Here is a 14,530-nt window from a genome sequence, read left to right as displayed (position 1 = left end):
TTCTCCTCAGGTCTACTGATTGCTCATGCCCAGCAAGCCTCGGGCGTATTGCGCCAGGGGACGGGCAATCAGATCTTGTGGTGATGTGTCGTGGAACGTCAGTAAACCGCCACGACTGCGAATACGGGCAGTATCGATCAAATACTGGGTGCTGGTCTCGATCAACATGACTTGGATCACGCCGCTGTCCAGCCCCAGGCGGTCCAGGGCTTGCTGGTCAGTCCATTCGTCGGCATTGCCGATACGGTCATCGGCTGCCGCAAAACGGCAATACAGCAAGTAGTGGGCACCCGCCTCGCGGGCTTCGGCCATGGCCTGCTCTAGACCTTCCGGTTGGCGCGCGCGACGCACCATCGGGAAATATTCGACAAAGCCGTTGAACGCCTCCTCGGCTACCACGTTAGGCCGCGGATACGCGCTACCCGGCGGTACGAAGGCGCCCTGGGCGATAAACACAAAGGAGTCCGGCTGTATGCGCACTGAGGCAGTACGCCGGGTATCGCTGTGGTCGAGCAACCCGGCGTCGCTCATCTGATAGCGGGTGCCTTCGGCCATATCGCTGACGGTCATGCAACCGCCCAGGGCCAACAACGCCAGCAGCAAAACCAGACTACGCATCCTAATCCTCCAGAAGCCGGTGACGGAAAACCGGCGAATGGGGGTGAGATGCAGAATCCGCGCCATTGAGCAGCGCCCCCAATCAAATGTGGGAGCGAGCCCCCATATTCATTTGTGTGAACTCGGGAGATCTACATTAGCCGCCGATGATCTTCATGACCGTCGCGCCGCCAGAAAACGCTACTTCCTGTTTGTCGCCCAGGGCCTTCATCAGCAAGCCCTGCAGGGCCGGCAATGCCTGGTGGCGCGGCTGATCGAGCAAGTCACCGACGTAGTGGCGATTGCTCGATGAAAGGCACCCATGCAGCCATCCCGTGGAGGATAAGCGCAGCCGCGAACAGGTGCGGCAGAACGGCACGCTTTCGTTGGCGATCACGCCGAAGAAGCCCTTGCCCGGCACTTCGTAGCGCACTGCAGTGGCGTCGACGGGCGCATTGGCTTGCAAATATTCGTGGTGTTCGCCGATCAGGCTGAGCAGCTGCTGCAAGCTGACGAACTGTTGCAGGAACGCGTTGGAGTCCTTGGCCAGGTGGCCCATGCGCATCAGTTCGATAAAGCGCAGCTCGTAGCCGCGCTCCAGGCAGTAATCGAGCAGCGGCATCACCTGGTCCAGGTTCTGGCCGCGCAACGGCACCATGTTGACCTTGATCTTGATCCCGGCAGCGCTGGCCTGGTCCATGCCGTCGAGCACGGTGGCCAGGTCGCCGCCACGGGCGATGCTGCGGAAGGCATCGGCATCCAGGGTATCGAGGGAAACATTGATGCGTCGAATGCCGGCGGTCACCAGCAACGGCAACTTGCGCGCCAACAGTTGGCCGTTGGTGGTCAGGCTGATGTCGCTGAGGCCCATCTGCCCTACCGCGCCCATGAAAGCTTCCAACTTGGGGCTGACCAGCGGTTCACCGCCGGTAATGCGCAAGCGCTCGATACCGGCTGCTTCGATCAGGTAAGCCACGCCCCGGGCCATGGCCTGGGCCGAAAGTTCGTCTTGGGCAGCCACCAGCCGCTTGCCATTTGGCACGCAATAGGTACACGCGTAATTGCAGGCTGAGGTCAGGCTGATTCGCAAATTGCGAAAACGCCTGCCTTGACGATCAACGATCATGGATCACTCCGGCAGAGGATAATTCGGGCGCACTAAAAGCTGACTTATAAATCAGCTTTTAGCAAGGTCCTTGCCTGAGTATATTCCTGGGGTACTGCGCCTGGCAGTAAATCATTGGCGAATGACTTACGTAGCCGGGGTTTCACCACTCTTTTCAGCGCCTGGCAGTTCAGAGCTGTGCTTGCGCTTGTTGCCCATGCGCACACCGATGTCCATCAGGAACTGGAAGAAGCCTTCCTGATCTTCCAGCACATTGCTCCAGAACGGCGAGTGGTACAACGCCACGGCGCCATGCACCAAAGCCCAGGCGGCGCAGTAGTGGAAATACGGCGGTACGTCTTCGAGCTTGCCTTCACTGATACGGCCCTTGATCAGCAGCGTCAGGCGTTCGAAGTTCGAGGCGCGAATCTTGTGGAGCTCCTCGACCATTTCCGGCACCTGGTGACCTTTGACCACCTTCTCTTCCAGGCGGTCGAACAGGCGGTAGCGTTGCGGGTCACGCATGCGGAACTCGAAGTAAGCGCGGGACAAGGCTTCCTTGTCTTTGTCGACGTCGGCCGAGTGCAGCAACTCGTTCAAGTCACGCTCGTAATCGAGCATCAGACGCAGATAGATCTCGGCCTTGGACTTGAAGTGCTTGTAGATTGTGCCTTTGCCGATACCCACGGCATCCGCAATCATCTCGACGGTGACACTGTCTTCGCCCTGGTCGAGGAATAACTTGAGTGCAGTGTCGAGAATTTCCTGCTCACGGCGGCGAAACTCACGGACCTTACGGGGTTCTTTGTGCATGAGGAAAAGGTCTGCAAAGGTCGGAATAGGGAGGGTTGCGCAGGGCCACAGATACGTGGCGATACGATTTACCCGATGCGAGGGATTATCCCGACTGAACGGTCGTTGGGCAATGTCTATGTGAACCCGCCAGGCACATAACTTTCAATGCGCCAACGATCCTGCCTCTATCAGTCAGAAATAATACGTATCACCTGAACCTGCCCACCTGAGCAATGAGAACTCAAGAGAAGCGGGCGTATTCCAAATCTGTTTAAAAAACGATCAGATCCGACTGGACTGAATGAGATAGTGATCAATACTTCAACTGTCGGCGCGACATCTCCCCCAAGTGACGCGTCGACCTGGGTACCGACGGACTGTGTGCCCTTGTTTTACTCCTAATGGTCTTAGCCCGGATTCCCCCCCCAGAACCCGGGTTTTTTTTGCCTGGAATTCGAGCGTTTATCCAACTGCTACATGGGCCAGCGGAAACAGGCGCTTGAAGTTCTCGGTCGTCTGCTCGGCAAAATGCTCGTAGGACTCGCCGCGCAGCATTGCCAGGTAATCGGCCACGTCACGCACGTATTCCGGCAGGTTCGGCTTACCGCGATGGGGGATAGGCGCCAGGTAGGGCGAGTCGGTTTCCACCAGCAGGCGGTCGGCCGGCACTTGGCGGGCTACGTCACGCAGCGCGTCGGCATTGCGGAAGGTGACGATACCCGACAGGGAAATATAGAATCCCAGGTCCAGGGCAGCTTTGGCCATGTCCCAGTCCTCAGTAAAGCAGTGCAGTACACCGGCCTGTGGCAGTGCGGCTTCACGCAAAAGCGTCAAGGTATCGGCCCGGGCGCCACGGGTGTGGACGATCACCGGCTTGCCGGTCTGTTGGGCAGCTTGCAGGTGCAGGCGGAACGAAGCCTGCTGTAACTCGGCGGCTTCGGGTTCGTAGTGGTAGTCCAGGCCGGTCTCACCGATGGCTACCACCCGTGGGTGGTTGAGTTCGCCCAATAGCCAATCGAGGGCCGGGGCTTCGTCGGGCTTGAGGTCCAGCGGGTGGATACCCACAGAGCAATCCACGTCCGTGTAGCGCTCAGCCAGGGCCTTGACGTCGGCGGCGTTCTCAGCGCTGACACCGATACATAGGAAGTGGCCTACCCCACGCTGGCGGGCAGCTTCAAGGGCGGCGTCGAGGGAACCGCCGTGCTGGGCAAGGTCGAGACGATCAAGGTGGCAATGGGAATCTACGAGCATAGGGAGTCAGGGCTTTAAGTCACGAAAAGAGTCTGGCCAACGATACACCCGTCGGCCACGGAAATTAACGCCGCCCGAGCAGGCCGACCCACTGCACCAGCAGCGCTTCGAGCAACAGCACGCGGTTGAGGTTGGCCTTGCCGAGTACCTTCTGGCGCTGGGCAAGAATCCAGTCCTGGATGTTCAGCACTTTGTCCTGGGCACTTTTCTGCGCCAGGTATTGCAGGACCTTGCGCATATCCGCCAGGCCCAGGCCGTTTTCATCCTGGGTCAACTGGTAGCGCAGGATCAGGCTGGACCAGTCGCAGAACCAGTCGAACAACAGCAACAGGGGGATATCCTTCCAGGCGCCTTCGGCCAGTTGCGTGGCAGACAGCTCCTGCTTGAGCAGCTTCTTCACGCCATCCACGACCAACGCCCGCTGCTCACGCACGCCCTGGGCTTGCAGCTTGACTGCCGCCAAGGGCGAACCGGCCGCCAGGGTCAGTAATTCGACGCGTTCCTCTGCGGTGCACTCCGGCAATGCCTGCGCCAACCATTGCAAGCTCATGGCCTCGCTCGGCAATGGGCATGCCTGCTGCACGCAGCGGCTGCGAATAGTCGGTAGCAAACGGCTGGACTGATGGCTTACCAGCAACAGCACGGTATCGCCGGAGGGTTCTTCGAGGCTTTTGAGCAAGGCGTTGGCGGCGTTGATGTTCATCGCCTCGACCGGCTCGATCAACACCACTTTGCGCCCGCCCATCTGCGCGGTCTGCACCACGAAGCTGACCAGGTCACGCACCTGGTCGACCTTGATCGCCTTGTCCGCTTCCTCGGGTTCCAGCACATAGTTGTCCGGGTGACTGCCGGCCTTGAGCAGCAGGCAGGATTTGCACTCACCGCACGCCTGCAGATCGACCGGGCGCTGGCACAACAGGCTGGCCATCAGGCGCTCGGCGAGGTGGCGTTTACCGATGCCCACCGGCCCATGCAGCAAATAGGCATGGGCGTGCTGGGCACGCCCGGCCAGTTGCTGCCAAAGGCTGTCCTGCCACGGGTAGGACTCAGCCACGGGTGCGCTCCAACAGTGTCGGCAACAGTGCGTCGATGGCCTGTTGCACCCGGGCCAGCGGCTGGGCGGCGTCCAGCAGGTGATAACGCGCAGGCTCAGCCTTGGCACGCTGCAGGAAAGCGCTGCGCACAGCTTCGAAAAATGCCTGCCCTTCCAACTCGAAACGATCCAGGCGCCCCCGGGCACTGGCGCGAGCCATGCCCACTTCCACCGGCAGGTCGAACAGCAGGGTCAGATCGGGGCGCAAATCCCCCTGCACGAAGGTTTCCAGGGTAGCGATGCGTTCCAGGCACAAGCCTCGGCCACCGCCCTGATAGGCGTAGGTGGAATCGGTGAAACGATCACAGATCACCACCGCACCGCGTGCGAGGGCCGGGCGGATTACTTCGGCCAGGTGCTGGGCACGGGCGGCGAATACCAGCAGCAGCTCGGTGTCCGGGTTCATCTGCTCGTCACCCGGGGCCAACAGGACGTCGCGAATCCGCTCGGCCAGTGGCGTACCACCCGGTTCACGGGTCAGCACCACTTCGATGCCCTGAGCACGCAGGCGCTCGGCCAGGTAGTCACGGTTCGTGCTTTTGCCGGCGCCTTCCGGGCCTTCCAGGGTAATAAACAAGCCAGTCACGGGCAGTCCTTAGTCAGAGTCATTGCGGGCTTTGCGGCACGATGGTGTCCGGTGTGGGCTCGATCGGTGCGTCGCCGGGTGGGGCTGTGTCGTCCAGTGGTTTCACCACCGGCGCCGGGCTGGAGCGGTAGTCGGCACGCCGCTTGAGCTGGAACTCGCGCACGGCGGCATTATGCGCATCCAGGTTATCCGAGAAAATATGGCTGCCATCGCCACGGGCGACGAAATACAGGCTGCTGCCCGGTTCCGGGTTCAGCGCCGCGTGGATGGCCTCGCGACCGACCATGGCGATGGGTGTCGGCGGCAGGCCGGCGATCATGTAGGTATTGTAAGGGTTGGCTTCCTTGAGGTGGGCGCGGGTCAACTTGCCGTTGTAGCGCTCACCCAGGCCGTAGATCACAGTCGGATCGGTCTGCAGCAACATGCCGATCTTCATGCGACGCACAAACACACCAGCGATCTGCCCACGCTCTTGCGGTACACCGGTCTCCTTCTCCACCAGGGACGCCATGATCAGCGCCTGATAAGGGTCGGTGTACGGCACATCGGCGGCACGCTTGCTCCACTCCTGAGCGAGGACATCGTCGAGGCGGTTGTAGGCTTTTTTCAGGAATTCGACATCGGTCATACCGCGCACGAAGCGATAAGTGTCGGGGAAGAAACGCCCCTCGGGGAATACACCCGGGTGGCCGAGCTTTTCCATTACTTCACTGTCAGTCAGCCCTGGAAGGGTCTGCACGATCTTTTCGTGCTTGGCCAGGGCCATGCGCACCTGACGGAAATTCCAGCCTTCCACCAGCGTCAGGCTGTACTGCACCACTTCGCCACGCTGCCACAGGCCAATCAGCCCCTCGGCGGTAAGACCGGGAGTCATGCGGTATTCACCGCTGTGCAGTGGCTGGCCTTCGAGATTGAAGCGCCAGTACAGGCGCAGCCAGAAGGCATCGTCGAGCACACCGTCAGCTTCCAGACGATTGAAGGTGCCCGTCGGGGTAGCGCCAGCCGGTACGTCGAGCAACTGCTCCTGGGACAGCGCCAAAGGCTGCTTGAGGGCAGAGTCGAGCTTCCAGGCCGAAAAGCCCACGAGCAACGCCGCCGAGACCAGGCTGATCTGCAGCAGTAAAACCAGTTTTCGTATCAACTCAAATATCCAATAGCGCGCGAACAATACCCTGCAGTTTACGGGTGAGCGGCCCAACCGGCCAGCTCATCGCAGCGCATCCGCGCACCGGCCAAATGCCATATACGCTGTTGCAGACGAAGACTTCATCGGCCTGTCGCAACTGCTCGACACTGACGTCGGCCACGACTACCGGGATGCCCAGCGCCTGAGCCTGGGCCAGCAGCTCGGCGCGCATCACGCCGGCCACGCCACATCGACTCAGGTCAGAGGTTAGTAACAAGCCGTTGCGCACCAGGAACAAGTTGCTGAACACGCCTTCGATAACCCGACCGGACATATCCAGCATCAAGCCTTCGGCATGATCGGCATCTTGCCATTCTGCGCGTGCGAGCACTTGCTCCAGACGATTGAGGTGCTTGAGACCGGCCAACAACGGCTGTTCGGCCAAGCGGGTCGCGCACGGAAACAGGCGGATGCCTTCGACACCATGGGCGGGGGGATAAGTCGCGGGCGCACTGCCCTGCAAGATACGGCGCACCGGAGCGCCAGGGTTGAGACCATAGCCGCGCAGGCTATCGCCACGGGTAAGGATCAACTTGAGGATACCGTCGCCGAGGGCGACGGCATAGGCCAGCACTTCGCTGCGAATCACACCGTGGTCGGCAACTAATGCCAAACGCCTGCAGCCCTCATTCAGGCGCTGCAGGTGACGGTCGAGCAACAGCGGCTGCCCGGCCTTGACGGCGATGGTCTCGAACAAGCCATCGCCATACGCCAGGCCGCGATCTTTCAGGGGCACGGAGTCCACTGGTTGACCGTCGACCCAGCTGTGCATCACTCGGCGAACCGGCGGAACACCAGGGACCCGTTGGTGCCACCAAAACCGAACGAGTTGGAAATCGCCACGTCGATCGGCATCGGTTGCGCTTCGTGAGGCACGAAGTTCAGGTCGCAGCCTTCGTCCGGTTCATCCAGGTTGATGGTCGGCGGAGCGACCTGATCCTTGATTGCCATCACGCTGAAGATCGCCTCCACCGCGCCCGCCGCGCCCAACAGGTGGCCGGTCATGGACTTGGTGGAACTGACCGCCAGCTTGTAGGCGTGCTCGCCGAACACCGACTTGATGGCCTCGGCTTCCGCCAGGTCACCGGTCGGCGTCGAAGTACCATGGGCGTTGATGTACTGCACCTGGTTGGGGTTGACCTTCGCATCGCGCAGGGCGTTGGTGATGCAGCGCGCAGCACCGGCACCGTCGGACGGTGGCGAGGTCATGTGGTAGGCGTCGCCGCTCATGCCAAAGCCGATCAACTCGGCGTAGATGGTGGCGCCACGCGCCTTGGCGTGCTCCAACTCTTCGAGTACCAGGGCACCGGCACCGTCGGCCAGTACGAAGCCGTCGCGGCCCTTGTCCCACGGACGGCTGGCACGGGTCGGTTCGTCATTGCGGGTCGACAGCGCACGGGAGGCGCCGAAGCCGCCCATGCCCAGGCCGCAGGCGGCCATTTCGGCGCCACCGGCGATCATCACGTCCGCTTCGTCATAGGCGATGTTGCGCGCCGCCATGCCGATGCAGTGAGTGCCCGTGGTGCACGCCGTCGAAATGGCGTAGTTAGGCCCCTGTGCCCCCAGGTGGATGGACAGGAAGCCGGAAATCATATTGATGATCGAGCCCGGTACGAAGAACGGTGAAATTCGACGAGGGCCGGATTCGTGCAGCGTGCGGCTGGTTTCTTCGATATTGGTCAAGCCGCCAATACCCGACCCCATGGCCACGCCGATGCGCTCACGGTTGGCGTCGGTGACTTCCAGGCCCGCATTACGCACTGCCTGAAAACCGGCCGCCAGGCCGTATTGAATGAACAGGTCGAGCTTGCGGGACTCTTTGATCGAGAGGTATTGCTCGACATTGAAACCCTTTACCGAGCCGCCAAAACGGGTGGAATAGGCAGAAAGGTCCGTGTGTTCGATCAGACCAATACCACTGCGGCCAGCCAGAATGCCCTGCCAACTGCTTGGCACATCCGTGCCCAGTGGCGACAACATACCCATACCGGTGACTACGACGCGTCTACGCGACACAGCACTCTCCTTTTTCTAATGACGACACTTCGCTTCGCAGCTTGCTTTTCATCACCGCTTAAAGAAAAAACCGCACGCCGTTACAGCAGTGCGGTTTTTCCCTGACAGCAAGCGACGACTACAAACTATTACGCCTGGTGGCTAGTAACGTAGTCGATGGCAGCTTGAACAGTAGTGATTTTTTCAGCTTCTTCGTCCGGGATTTCGGTCTCGAATTCCTCTTCCAGAGCCATCACCAGCTCAACGGTGTCAAGGGAATCGGCACCCAGGTCTTCTACGAAGGAAGCAGTGTTGACCACTTCTTCTTCCTTAACGCCCAGTTGCTCGGCGACGATTTTCTTGACGCGCTCTTCGATGGTGCTCATACCTTGTTTAACTCCTAATGGACAAATTCAGGCAGCTGGCCAGTGGGTAAGTGTATAGAAAGCCATTTCAGCTTTTCAACTGAAAGCTTCACCCCGTACCCCGCCGACCATCTGCCTATAAATTAAGTTGCAGCTTTATAACGGATTTTAGACAGCTCGTATGACATTTTTTTGAAGCGATCCGTCACAATTTAACTCATGTACATCCCGCCGTTCACCGGGATTGTAGCCCCAGTCACGTATGCCGCACCGTCGGATGCCAGGAAAGTGACCACATTCGCGATCTCTTGGGCCTGGCCCAGACGGCCCAGCGGAATCTGCGTCAGCAAGGCTTCACGCTGTGCTTCCGGCAGTTCGCGGGTCATATCGGTGTCGATGAACCCTGGGGCCACCGAGTTGACCGTAATCGACCGCGAGCCGACTTCACGTGCCAGTGCACGGCTGAAACCTTCCAGGCCGGCCTTGGCGGAGGCATAGTTTACTTGGCCTGCGTTGCCCATGGCACCCACTACGGAGCCAATATTGATAATTCGGCCCCAACGCGCCTTGGTCATACCGCGCAAAACGCCCTTGGACAGGCGAAACAGACTGTTCAGGTTGGTATCGACCACGTCGTACCACTCGTCGTCTTTCATGCGCATCATCAGGTTGTCACGGGTGATGCCGGCGTTGTTAACCAAAATTGCCGGCGCGCCGAACTGTGCGGTGATCTGGGCCAATACGGCAGCCACGGACTCATCGCTGGTCACATTCAGCTCAAGGCCGGTGCCCTGCACGCCATTTTCCTTCAAGGTCGCGGCGATACGCTCGGCGCCCGATGCGGAAGTGGCGGTGCCGATCACAACGGCGCCCTGACGGCCCAGTTCCAGGGCGATCGCCTGGCCAATGCCACGGCTTGCGCCAGTAACCAGTGCAACTTTACCTTGCAGACTCATGCAGGCTTCTCCTAATTTCGCAATTCAGGCCAGTGCCGCGCGGGCGGCAGCGAAGGCTTCAGGGGTGTTGAGGTTGGCGGTCGACACACCGTCGGCGCAACGCTTGTTCAGGCCTGCCAGGACTTTGCCCGGGCCGCACTCGACCAGTTCGGTAGCGCCGTTGGCGGCCAGGGTCTGGACCGATTCAACCCAACGCACTGGCTTGTAGAGTTGCTCCAGCAGGTCGCGTTTGAGAGTCTCGAGGTCGGGTGCAACCGCGGCACTGACGTTCTGCACCAACGGGATCTGTGGCGCCTGCCAGTTGATGGCAGCGATGGACTCGGCAAAACGCTCGGCAGCCGGACGCATCAGTTCACAGTGGGACGGCACGCTCACCGGCAATGGCAGCGCACGCTTGGCACCACGGGCCTTGCAGCCTTCGATGGCGCGCTCAACAGCCGCCTTGGCGCCGGCGATCACCACCTGGCCAGGGGAGTTGAAGTTCACCGCGCTGACCACTTCACCTTGCGCCGCTTCGGCGCAGGCCTCGATTACCACCGCATCGTCCAGGCCCAGGATCGCGGCCATGCCGCCCTGCCCGGCCGGAACGGCTTCCTGCATCAACTGGCCACGACGCTCGACCAGCTTGACCGCTTCACCAAGGGTCAGGCTGCCCGCCGCCACCAGGGCGCTGTATTCGCCCAGGCTGTGCCCAGCAACAAATGCCGGACGCGCCCCGCCTTCTGCCAGCCACAAGCGCCACAGGGCGATCGAAGCGGTCAGGATGGCCGGCTGGGTTTTATCGGTTTGATTAAGCTGCTCTTCCGGCCCCTGCTGGGTCAGCGCCCACAGGTCGTAACCCAGGGCGTCGGAAGCTTCCTTGAAGGTATCCAGGATCAGCGGGTATTGCGCGCCCAGTTCGGCCAACATGCCGAGGGACTGCGAACCCTGCCCTGGAAAGACGAATGCGAGGGATGTAGACATGTAACAAGCCCCTAATGATCTGGTCGTCGGAAATAGTCGCTCCCGATCTTAAAATGAATGCCGGGAGCAGACGAAACTGACAGATTGGATGGTCAATTGAACTGGCCGGTCACATTTAAGCACTCCCGGGCCAATTCGCCTAAGGCAACAGATCCTCAAGACGGCCGTGCAAGCGTTGCGGCAGGTTTTCCTGGATCTCGATCAAGGCCCGCGCAATCGCGCTTTGGAAGCCCTCGACACCTGCCGAGCCATGGCTTTTCACCACAATGCCCTGCAACCCCAGGAAGCTCGCGCCATTATGCCGAGCCGGCGCCAGATCAGCCTGCAGGCGGCGCATCAACGGCAGCGCCAAGGCACCCACCATGCGCGACGCCAGGTTGCGCTTGAACAATGCCTCGATACGCGAGGCAATCATGGTCGCCAGGCCTTCGCTGGACTTGAGCAGTATGTTGCCGACAAAACCGTCACACACCACCACATCGGCCTCGCCACGGTACAAGCCGTCACCTTCGACAAAGCCGATATAGTTCAAGCCCCGCGCACTTTGCAACAAGGTTGCGGCAAGCTTGACCTGCTGGTTGCCCTTAATGTCCTCGGTCCCGATATTCAGCAAGGCTATACGCGGACGGGCAACGCCCAGCGCTTCGGCGGCCACCGAACCCATCACGGCAAACTGCAACAGGTGCTCGGCACTGCAATCGACATTGGCGCCCAGGTCCAGTAGCTGGCAATAGCCTTTCTGCGTCGGGATCGCCGCGACCATCGCCGGCCGGTCAATACCGGGCAAGGTTTTGAGCACATGCCGCGACAAAGCCATCAACGCCCCCGTATTGCCGGCACTGACACAGGCTTGCGCCTTGCCATCACGCAGCAGCTCCAGGGCCACTCGCATTGAAGAATCGGGTTTGCCGCGCAGGGCGGCCGCCGGCTTTTCATCCATGCTGATGGCTTCACTGGCCGGCGTAATCGTCAGGCGCGCGCGATCCACCGCCGGATGGCTGGCAATCAGTTCTTCAAGAAGGGAGGGTTGACCGACAAGGGTCAGATGCAGCGAGGGCGTTGCAGACAGGCTGGCAATGCAGGCCTGAACAATGCTGCGGGGACCGAAGTCCCCGCCCATTGCGTCAATCGCGATGACTTGAGCAGACAAGTGATTACTCGTCAGCGCCCTTGTCGATCACTTTACGGCCACGGTATACGCCTTCTGGCGATACGTGGTGACGCAGGTGAACTTCACCAGTGGTCTTTTCCACGGACAGGGTGCTAGCCTCGAGAGCGTCGTGCGAACGGCGCATGTCACGGGCGGAGCGGGATTTTTTGTTCTGCTGAACAGCCATAATTGATTAACTCCTAAACGTTTGGGTCACGCTTTAACTGCGCCAATACACTGAACGGGTTGGACCGCGTTACCTCGTCCTCGCTCGGCTCGGCCTCGTCATCGAGACCCTCCGGCTGCTGGCATTCTTCCGGATGATGAGCAGGCACAATGGGCAAGGCGAGCAAAAGCTCCTCCTCGATCAGTGCATGCAGATCCAATGGATCTTCGCCCAGTTCCAGCACGTCATAACCTTTCGGCAACGACTGGGTATTCGCACCCTCTTTCACCACAGCATAACTGCATTCGCTGTGGATCGGCAGGGTGACCAGCTCAAGACAACGCTGGCAAACCATTTTGACTTCGGTGTCGATAAAGCTGTGGATTACCACAGACTTACGTTCATCTCGTTCAAAAACGAATTTAGCCTGCACCGTACCGACAGTGTCGGAAAGCGGGTCGCAGAGTCTCTCCAAATCGGCCAGCAGCACTTCACCTTGAAGGGTGGTGCCACGATCAGCCAATTTGCGCGGGTCAACGTGAGGTGGAATCGGGTCATTCAACATAGGCGCAGCATTATAGGGATGCCCCCAGCCATGTCAAAGGAAATTCAGCCCTGTGCGTCAGCCGGTCACGTCGCTAGAATCGGCGACTGCCTTGAGGAGACGTATATGCTGCCGTTATTACTCGCGTCCAGCTCGGTTTATCGCCGGGAATTACTGAGCCGCCTGCACCTGCCGTTCACCTGCAGCTCGCCGGATATCGACGAAGGCCACCGCACGGGTGAATCGGCCATTGAGCTGGTCAAACGCCTGGCCGAACAAAAGGCCCGCGCCCTTGCGGCCAGCCATCCTGGGCATTTGATTATCGGTTCGGATCAGGTGGCCGCACTCGAAGGCCGGATCATCGGCAAACCCCACACCTTTGAAAACGCCCGCGAGCAATTGTTGGCGGCCAGCGGCAAACGTGTAAGCTTTCTTACCGGATTGGCACTGCTTAACAGTGAGACAGGGCATTGCCAGGTCGACTGCGTACCCTTCACCGTGCACATGCGCGAGCTGGATGCAGAGCGTATTGAGCGCTACCTGCGGATCGAGCAACCCTACGACTGCGCGGGCAGCTTCAAGGCCGAGGGGCTGGGCGTGAGCCTGTTCCAAAGCACCGAAGGGCGGGATGCGACCAGCCTTGTCGGCCTGTCGCTGATTCGACTGGTGGATATGCTGCTCGCTGAAGGCGTGCAAATCCCCTGAGAACACCATAAAAACAAATGTGGGAGGGGGCAAGCCCCCTCCCACATTTTGATCTACAGCTGGCTTGAGATATCAGCGTAGCGTCGGGCCTTGGAAGCCCATGTACAGCGCAAGCTTCTCAGCCACACTGGCACCCAGCTTCTTGGAGAAGCGATCAAACGGCGATTCCTCAACCGTGAAATCCACCAACTCCTTCTCGCCAACCACATCCCGTGCCACCGAACTGGCACTGCCCAGGCCATCGATCAAGCCCAGCGGCAATGCCTGCTCGCCCGACCACACTAGCCCGGAGAACAGCTCCGGATGGTCTTTATCCTTCAATCGATCCCCACGCCCCTGCTTCACGCTGGCAATGAACTGGCGATGGGTGGTGTCGAGCACGCCCTGCCAGAACTGTGTCTCATCGGCCTTTTGCGGCTGGAACGGATCAAGGAATGCCTTGTGCTCGCCGGAGGTATAGATGCGCCGCTCCACCCCCAGCTTCTCCATGGTGCCGACAAACCCGTAACCGGCTGCCGTCACCCCAATGGAGCCCACCAGGCTGGCCTTATCGGCATAGATCTGGTCGGCGGCACTGGCGATGTAATAGGCCCCCGAGGCGCCCAGGTCGGAAATTACTGCATAGAGTTTGGTATCCGGATGCAGTGCGCGCAGGCGCCGAATCTCGTCATAGACATAGCCCGACTGCACAGGGCTGCCGCCCGGGCTGTTGATGCGCAGGATCACGCCCTTGACCTTGGAGTCTTCGAACGCGGCGCGCAGGCTGGTGACGATATTGTCAGCGCTGGCGGGCTCCTTGTCGGCAATCACTCCACGCACTTCGATCAAGGCAGTGTAGTGACTGCCGCGGGTGGCGCTTTTTTCCATGTCCATCAGCGGACTGAACAGCGCCAGCATGCCGAGCAGGTAAACAAAGGTCAGCAGCTTGAAGAAAATCCCCCAGCGCCGCGAACGACGCTGTTCCTGGACGCTGGCCAGGAGGGTCTTCTCCAGCAGCTTCCAGCTTTTATCATCACTGTTCTCGGCCTTTTCGGGCGCTTTCCACTCGTCACTCATGCCATTAACCCCAGCAA

Annotated in this window: 17 protein-coding genes; 1 reads left to right on the top strand and 16 read right to left on the bottom strand. The window is 60.1% G+C overall.

Annotation, left to right across the window (positions count from 1 at the left end; genetic code table 11):
• Window positions 1-12 precede the first annotated feature (12 nt).
• The 15 genes from BLU48_RS02820 to BLU48_RS02750 form a co-directional block, all read right to left on the bottom strand.
• On the bottom strand, window positions 13-618 hold the full coding sequence (locus tag BLU48_RS02820) for a DUF4823 domain-containing protein (protein ID WP_046069142.1): 606 nt from the start codon (window positions 616-618) through the stop codon (window positions 13-15).
• Window positions 619-754: 136 nt separating this feature from the next.
• Window positions 755-1,723: a GTP 3',8-cyclase MoaA gene (locus BLU48_RS02815; RefSeq protein ID WP_057025532.1), complete on the bottom strand. Its 969-nt coding sequence runs from the start codon at window positions 1,721-1,723 to the stop codon at window positions 755-757.
• Window positions 1,724-1,849: 126 nt separating this feature from the next.
• Window positions 1,850-2,515 carry a TetR/AcrR family transcriptional regulator gene (locus BLU48_RS02810; RefSeq protein ID WP_057025531.1) on the bottom strand — a complete coding sequence of 222 codons (666 nt, stop codon included), beginning with the start codon at window positions 2,513-2,515 and terminating at the stop codon, window positions 1,850-1,852.
• A gap of 444 nt (window positions 2,516-2,959) precedes the next feature.
• Window positions 2,960-3,748, bottom strand: a complete 789-nt coding sequence (locus BLU48_RS02805) for a TatD family hydrolase (protein WP_057025530.1) — start codon at window positions 3,746-3,748, stop codon at window positions 2,960-2,962.
• Between the two features lie 64 nt (window positions 3,749-3,812).
• Window positions 3,813-4,802, bottom strand: coding sequence for a DNA polymerase III subunit delta' (locus BLU48_RS02800; RefSeq protein WP_057025529.1), 990 nt, complete (start codon window positions 4,800-4,802; stop codon window positions 3,813-3,815).
• On the bottom strand, window positions 4,795-5,427 hold the full coding sequence (tmk, locus tag BLU48_RS02795; RefSeq protein ID WP_057025528.1) for a dTMP kinase: 633 nt from the start codon (window positions 5,425-5,427) through the stop codon (window positions 4,795-4,797). The genes BLU48_RS02800 and tmk overlap by 8 nt, the downstream gene beginning before the upstream one ends.
• A 19-nt stretch (window positions 5,428-5,446) precedes the next feature.
• Window positions 5,447-6,568: an endolytic transglycosylase MltG gene (gene mltG, locus BLU48_RS02790; protein WP_057025527.1), complete on the bottom strand. Its 1,122-nt coding sequence runs from the start codon at window positions 6,566-6,568 to the stop codon at window positions 5,447-5,449.
• A gap of 1 nt (window position 6,569) precedes the next feature.
• Entirely contained in the window at window positions 6,570-7,385 is an 816-nt protein-coding gene (gene pabC / locus BLU48_RS02785) for an aminodeoxychorismate lyase (RefSeq protein ID WP_057025526.1), read from the bottom strand.
• On the bottom strand, window positions 7,385-8,629 hold the full coding sequence (gene fabF, locus BLU48_RS02780; RefSeq protein ID WP_057025525.1) for a beta-ketoacyl-ACP synthase II: 1,245 nt from the start codon (window positions 8,627-8,629) through the stop codon (window positions 7,385-7,387). The genes pabC and fabF overlap by 1 nt, the downstream gene beginning before the upstream one ends.
• Before the next feature lie 128 nt (window positions 8,630-8,757).
• Window positions 8,758-8,994: an acyl carrier protein gene (gene acpP, locus BLU48_RS02775; RefSeq protein ID WP_003175607.1), complete on the bottom strand. Its 237-nt coding sequence runs from the start codon at window positions 8,992-8,994 to the stop codon at window positions 8,758-8,760.
• Between the two features lie 191 nt (window positions 8,995-9,185).
• A complete protein-coding gene (fabG, locus tag BLU48_RS02770; protein ID WP_003189275.1) occupies window positions 9,186-9,929 on the bottom strand; it encodes a 3-oxoacyl-ACP reductase FabG in 744 nt (247 codons plus the stop codon).
• 24 nt (window positions 9,930-9,953) lie between these two features.
• Window positions 9,954-10,892, bottom strand: a complete 939-nt coding sequence (fabD, locus tag BLU48_RS02765) for an ACP S-malonyltransferase (protein WP_046069150.1) — start codon at window positions 10,890-10,892, stop codon at window positions 9,954-9,956.
• Window positions 10,893-11,031: 139 nt separating this feature from the next.
• Entirely contained in the window at window positions 11,032-12,042 is a 1,011-nt protein-coding gene (plsX, locus tag BLU48_RS02760; RefSeq protein WP_082636739.1) for a phosphate acyltransferase PlsX, read from the bottom strand.
• A 4-nt stretch (window positions 12,043-12,046) separates the two neighbouring features.
• On the bottom strand, window positions 12,047-12,229 hold the full coding sequence (gene rpmF / locus BLU48_RS02755) for a 50S ribosomal protein L32 (protein ID WP_003179396.1): 183 nt from the start codon (window positions 12,227-12,229) through the stop codon (window positions 12,047-12,049).
• Window positions 12,230-12,242: 13 nt separating this feature from the next.
• A complete protein-coding gene (locus BLU48_RS02750) occupies window positions 12,243-12,773 on the bottom strand; it encodes a YceD family protein (RefSeq protein WP_005790551.1) in 531 nt (176 codons plus the stop codon).
• Between the two features lie 105 nt (window positions 12,774-12,878).
• On the opposite strand from BLU48_RS02750, the gene BLU48_RS02745 reads away from it, so the two are divergent.
• On the top strand, window positions 12,879-13,457 hold the full coding sequence (locus BLU48_RS02745; RefSeq protein WP_057025523.1) for a Maf family protein: 579 nt from the start codon (window positions 12,879-12,881) through the stop codon (window positions 13,455-13,457).
• A gap of 72 nt (window positions 13,458-13,529) precedes the next feature.
• Here BLU48_RS02745 and BLU48_RS02740 read toward each other — a convergent pair whose 3' ends face one another.
• Window positions 13,530-14,513, bottom strand: a complete 984-nt coding sequence (locus BLU48_RS02740; RefSeq protein WP_046069153.1) for a S49 family peptidase — start codon at window positions 14,511-14,513, stop codon at window positions 13,530-13,532.
• Window positions 14,514-14,530: the final 17 nt, after the last annotated feature.

Origin of the sequence: Pseudomonas synxantha (genome assembly GCF_900105675.1) — a bacterium.
Taxonomy (GTDB): Bacteria; Pseudomonadota; Gammaproteobacteria; order Pseudomonadales; family Pseudomonadaceae; genus Aquipseudomonas; species Aquipseudomonas synxantha.
The sequence above is the reverse complement of the archived record's forward strand: the minus strand, read 5'-3'. Positions and strand labels throughout refer to the sequence as shown.

What these genes read in the sequence shown, in the direction of transcription:
- BLU48_RS02820 (WP_046069142.1), bottom strand. Translation starts at nt 618, where the DNA reads ATGCGTAGTCTGGTTTTGCTGCTGGCGTTGTTGGCCCTGGGCGGTTGC.
- BLU48_RS02815 (WP_057025532.1), bottom strand. Translation starts at nt 1,723, where the DNA reads ATGATCGTTGATCGTCAAGGCAGGCGTTTTCGCAATTTGCGAATCAGC.
- BLU48_RS02810 (WP_057025531.1), bottom strand. Translation starts at nt 2,515, where the DNA reads ATGCACAAAGAACCCCGTAAGGTCCGTGAGTTTCGCCGCCGTGAGCAG.
- BLU48_RS02805 (WP_057025530.1), bottom strand. Translation starts at nt 3,748, where the DNA reads ATGCTCGTAGATTCCCATTGCCACCTTGATCGTCTCGACCTTGCCCAG.
- pabC (WP_057025526.1), bottom strand. Translation starts at nt 7,385, where the DNA reads ATGCACAGCTGGGTCGACGGTCAACCAGTGGACTCCGTGCCCCTGAAA.
- acpP (WP_003175607.1), bottom strand. Translation starts at nt 8,994, where the DNA reads ATGAGCACCATCGAAGAGCGCGTCAAGAAAATCGTCGCCGAGCAACTG.
- fabG (WP_003189275.1), bottom strand. Translation starts at nt 9,929, where the DNA reads ATGAGTCTGCAAGGTAAAGTTGCACTGGTTACTGGCGCAAGCCGTGGC.
- fabD (WP_046069150.1), bottom strand. Translation starts at nt 10,892, where the DNA reads ATGTCTACATCCCTCGCATTCGTCTTTCCAGGGCAGGGTTCGCAGTCC.
- rpmF (WP_003179396.1), bottom strand. Translation starts at nt 12,229, where the DNA reads ATGGCTGTTCAGCAGAACAAAAAATCCCGCTCCGCCCGTGACATGCGC.
- BLU48_RS02750 (WP_005790551.1), bottom strand. Translation starts at nt 12,773, where the DNA reads ATGTTGAATGACCCGATTCCACCTCACGTTGACCCGCGCAAATTGGCT.
- BLU48_RS02745 (WP_057025523.1), top strand. Translation starts at nt 12,879, where the DNA reads ATGCTGCCGTTATTACTCGCGTCCAGCTCGGTTTATCGCCGGGAATTA.
- BLU48_RS02740 (WP_046069153.1), bottom strand. Translation starts at nt 14,513, where the DNA reads ATGAGTGACGAGTGGAAAGCGCCCGAAAAGGCCGAGAACAGTGATGAT.